Raw genomic sequence first — 4,540 nt, forward strand, 5'->3', positions numbered from 1 at the left:
CCCCCGACCGGGACCCGCTCCTGGCTGCGGGCGAGCGCTTGTGGGCACTGCTGCCACCCGAGACACACGACGAGGCCGACACGTCCGAGTCACGCCTCCTCAGCGCGAGTCTGCCTCCACGTCGCGGAGCGACGCTACTCGAGCCGCCATTACCGCGCCGATCGCGGCGCGCGTGCTTTCGTCGGAGTCGGGCCACAGGTGGGCGTAGGTGTCCAGCGTGGTCTTCGCGCTCGCGTGCCGGAGGCGTGCCTGGACTACCTTTACGTGGGCCCCGCTCGCGATCAGCATGCTGGCGAGGTAGTGCCGCAGGTCATGGAACCTGAACCCGGACGGCAGGCCGGCGAGTGGCGCGTGCGGTGCGCATGGCCCGCTGCAGCGCCCACGGGCCGAGCTGGTCGCCCCACTCGTTGGCGAGCACAGTTTCCTCGGTTGACCACCGCGACACGTGCGCCGACAGTGCAAGAGCCAAGCTCTGCGGGATCGGAAGCGCCGTTTTCGACGTCTCGGTGGATATTGCGCTCGATGAGAGCCGGTGTTCCGCTGTCGGGTGAGCCACTGTTCCGCTCGGGGTTGAGCCACTGCGACGTTGCTGGGTGAGCCACGCGGTGTTGGGGCGACCTGCTGCCCGGCAGCCCGCCCCAACGCTGCTGGGTTAGTCGAGCTGGTTGAAGTGTTTGCGCATGGAGTCGTCGCACTTGAGGACGGTCGCGTGCGCGTTGGTGGTGATGCGGTCGACGATCGCGTCGGCGAGGATCTTCTCGTCCATGCGGTCGTGCCACTGCTCAGGTGGCAGCTGGGTGCAGTAGATCGTCGAGGCCCTCTGGTGGCGCCGGTCGATCAGGGTGTGCAGTTGCTGGATCTGCTGCCGGGTCGGGGTGGTCAAGAACCAGTCATCGATGATCAGGAGCTCGACCTTGACGAGCGCGTCGAAGCAGCGTTTCTTCTCATCGGTGCGTTCAGCGATCGTGATCCGATCGAACAGCTCGGCAGCTGGCAGGTAGAGGACTCGGCGGTACTGCTGACAGGCCTTGTTTCCCAACGCGCAGGCCACGTAGCTCTTCCCGGCCCCGGTCGGACCCTGCAGGATCACGTCCTGGTTCTTGACCAAATAGCTGCCGACCGCGAGCCCCGCGATCAGCTCGGTGTCCACTGTGCGGCCGGGCATGTGCAAGATGTCGGCGAGGTCTGCTCCGGGCTGAGCCAGACCTGCTTGGCGGCGTAGCCGGTGCAGTTTGCTGTTACGCCGGCGTTCGTACTCCCAGTCGACGGCTTGCTTGACCATCTCCGGGCCGGTGATTTGCCCGGTCCCGGTGGTCTCAGTGAAGTTCTCGAAGTACTCGGCCATCCCTGACAGGCGCATCGTCTTGAGCCGGGTGAGGGTTTCGATGTCGATCATGCCCGGCCCCCGTCGGTGCTGTAGTAGTCGGCGCCGCGGACGAACCCGGCTGCGCCCAGCGACGGCGCTGGTGGCGACTCGACCGGTGTCCATCCGGCCCACAGCTTCTTGATCAGCGTGTAGGACGGGGCCGGTGTCGCCGCCAACGCCCGGGCGCAGGTGTCCTCGAGTCGGGCCATGCCGCCGGGCTTCTTGACCAGCGACATCACCCCCAAACATGAGCGGTAGGACTGCTCGACGATCTTGCGTGAGGCCAAGATCGCGCTGATCGCCGCGACCGTGTTCGGGCCGACGGTGGCAGCCCACTGCTCAAACCGTTCCGGGGTCCAATCGACCAGCCTGGCCCGATGGGCCGCCGGCATGTGCGCGGTGAGGGTGGAATACCTGCCACGCACGCCACGAAGCCGGGTGTGAGCCGCGACGCGTTCAGTGCCGTCATAGACCTCGACCAGACGCGAGGTGATCCGCACATCCAACGACTGACCGATCAACTGCGACGGCACCGAGGCGGGTAGGTCTTTTCCCGCAGGCGCGCCTGCGACAAATAGCTGCTGCGCGGCGCAGAACCTCGTTCTCCTGCTTGATCCGCTTCTTTGCCTCACGCAGCGCGTCGGACCCGTTCCAGCGCCGACACACATCGACGCAGATCAGTTGTCACCTATCAATGCAGCAGACCCAAGCATGGGACAGATCCGCGAAGCGGGCCCGGAGAAAGAGTCCCGGGCCCGCTTCCGGTCGGTCCTAGCGCTTGACCGTGATGGTGATGTACTTCGTCAGCTTCGTGGCCAAGTCGCTACCGAGGTAGGCGACCTCTAACCTCAGCTTGCCGGCGTTGTTGGCCTTGGGCAGCTTGAAGACCACTTTGCCGTTGATGACGACCCTGGTGAGGGTCTTGCCCCCCTTGATCGTCAGCTTGACCTTGCCGGTCACCGGCACGTCGTCGGGTGCCGTGTGCGCGACCCTGACCGTGGCCCTGGTCCCGCGCTCGATCGTCTTCGGCGCCTGCACCTTCATCGAAGGTGTGACCTTCCTGACGACCATCTTCACGGTCGTCGTCGAGGCAGCGTGGTCGGCGCTCCCGGCGTAGCGCACCGTGAGGTTGTAGGTGCCCGGTCGCAGCGCCTTTGCGGGCACCGTAATCCTCGCCGTGCCGGCCGTCGCAGGGCCGGTCCCGAGGACCCTCGCTCCGTTCAACACCGTGACCTGACCGGCCGCGGTCGAGGGCGTGATCGTCACGGAGACGGCCTGCGGCCTGCCGTAGGTGACGTCCGCGGCCGAGCCCGAGATCGTGGTCTCCGCGGGTGGAGACTCGACCACGGTGATGGCCACCGTCGCCGGGGTGGATGCGGCCGTCCCGTCGAAGGCCCGGTAGGTGAACGTGTCGGAGCCGAAGAAACCGGCGGCGGGCGTGTAGGTGAACGACCCGTCCGCGTTGAGTGTCACCGAACCGTTGGCCGGGTCGGAGGCGTTCGTGGCCGTCAGCGCGTCGCCGTCGGCGTCGGTGTCGTCGCCCAGCACACCAGGCGCCTCGACCGTCAGGGACTCACCCTCGTCGATCATGTAGGAGTCGTCGAACGCGACTGGGGCGATGGTCGCTGGCTCGTCGGGAAGTACCACGAGTGCGTCGAGCGGCACCACGTCGGCCATCGCGGCATAGCCCGCGTCACCAGGGTGAAGGCCGTCGCCGCTGTCGAAGGCTGGCCGCATCCGAGACTGGTCGGCAGGATTGCGCAGCGCTGCGTCGAAGTCGGCGATCCCCTCGACGTCCTCGTGGACGCGGATCCACTCGTTCACGGCTAGGCGTGCGGCTTCCCGCTCCGGGGTCCAGGCGCCCCAGCCCCGGAACGGGGTTAGGGTGCCGAGCACAACCCGCACACCCTCGGCGTGCGCCCGGTCAACCAGTTCCTGTAGGCCGGCGATGAGGGGAACGACGTCAGTGCCGTTAGGGGACAACATGATGTCGTTGATCCCCTCCAAGATGATCACCGACTGCACTCCGGGCACTTCGAGGACGTCACGATCGAAACGTGCGAGCGCTCGCTCGCCGGCCCCGTCAGCCAGTACCCGGTTGCCGCTGATGCCGTTGTTGACCACCCCGAGCTGCGCCTCGCCGGAGGCCAACCGGGTTGCGAGAAAGTCTGGGTAGCGGGTGTTGAGGTTCATACCGGAGCCGACTCCGTCGGTGATGGAGTCGCCGAAGGCCACGACCGTTCCGGCCGACTGGCCCAAGACGTCGATGCGCGTGACGAAGTGGCGGTTGTCGGTGCGCTGGGTGAATGCGCTCGCGCTCTCGTCGTGTGAGGCGTCGCGGCCGCTGGTGAAGAAGGAGGTCTGGCTTCCAATGTCGTGCACGGTCATCGGCGTGGTGTAGCCGGGGGTGAAACTGGTGACAAGGATCGAGCCGGCGTCCTCCACTGCGAGCTCGGCAGGATCGCTGGTCGCGGTGGCGCCGGCAGGAATGACGACTGCCTCCTCTCCGCCGAACAGCAGGGTGCGCATGCTGCCCGGGACGACGTGCGCGGTCGTGCTCGTCGCGGGTCGGGCGACGGTAGAAGCGCCGATGCGGAGGGGGCCGTTGCCGAAGCGGTTGGAAAAGGTGACCCGCACCTGCGAGCCGCCCTTGCTGATCCGGATCACGTTGCGGATGGCGCAGTCGGTGCAGCCGTTGTCTTGCCCGGCCATTGGTGCTGCACCCCAGGAGCCGATCCAGCCCACCAGCGGAACACCGGAGCTCTCCCCCGCGCGGGCGCTAAAGGGGGCGGACAGGAGCCCTGCGCACAGCGCAAGCACGGCCAGCAGGGCGGTGCCGCGCGCGCCGGCGCTGGACGGGGTTCGGTTTGAACGCGCCACCCGGCCGGGCCCAGTGCAAGGGCGAGCGGGTAGAGAGGTGTGTTGTGGCATTGAGTTTCTCCGATGTGAGCGGCAAGGTGCTTGTGCAGGAACCCATCGCCTGTCCTGTCGCGTCCGGGCACGACGGCGACCCGTTCCGGTGCGCCGGACGCTAGTCGCACGTGACGCGCATCACGCCAAAATCTCACAGGGTGGAACGGCGTTCACATCCTCGAATCGGCCTCGCGTATGTCCGACCGCGTACGGGATGAGCTCTCGCGGTTCGGCCTCGCCTGGGCGGGGGCCTCGCACCTC

Annotated in this window: 4 protein-coding genes; all 4 read right to left on the reverse strand. The window is 67.1% G+C overall.

The features are described 5' to 3' along the window. Window positions 1-99 precede the first annotated feature (99 nt). Window positions 100-579, reverse strand: a complete 480-nt coding sequence (locus tag H7290_RS09890; RefSeq protein WP_290513850.1) for a tyrosine-type recombinase/integrase — start codon at window positions 577-579, stop codon at window positions 100-102. Between the two features lie 73 nt (window positions 580-652). Next, on the reverse strand, window positions 653-1,396 hold the full coding sequence (locus H7290_RS09895; RefSeq protein WP_290513851.1) for an ATP-binding protein: 744 nt from the start codon (window positions 1,394-1,396) through the stop codon (window positions 653-655). Continuing rightward, window positions 1,393-1,899 carry a hypothetical protein gene (locus H7290_RS09900; RefSeq protein WP_290513852.1) on the reverse strand — a complete coding sequence of 169 codons (507 nt, stop codon included), beginning with the start codon at window positions 1,897-1,899 and terminating at the stop codon, window positions 1,393-1,395. The genes H7290_RS09895 and H7290_RS09900 overlap by 4 nt, the downstream gene beginning before the upstream one ends. A 238-nt stretch (window positions 1,900-2,137) precedes the next feature. Continuing rightward, window positions 2,138-4,246: a GDSL-type esterase/lipase family protein gene (locus H7290_RS09905; RefSeq protein WP_290513853.1), complete on the reverse strand. Its 2,109-nt coding sequence runs from the start codon at window positions 4,244-4,246 to the stop codon at window positions 2,138-2,140. Window positions 4,247-4,540 lie beyond the last annotated feature (294 nt).

It is taken from the genome of Aeromicrobium sp. (assembly GCF_014378035.1).
Classification (GTDB): domain Bacteria; phylum Actinomycetota; class Actinomycetes; order Propionibacteriales; family Nocardioidaceae; genus Aeromicrobium.

Coding starts and splice junctions, on each gene's coding strand:
- H7290_RS09895 (WP_290513851.1), bottom strand. CDS start 1,396: ATGATCGACATCGAAACCCTCACCCGGCTCAAGACGATGCGCCTGTCA.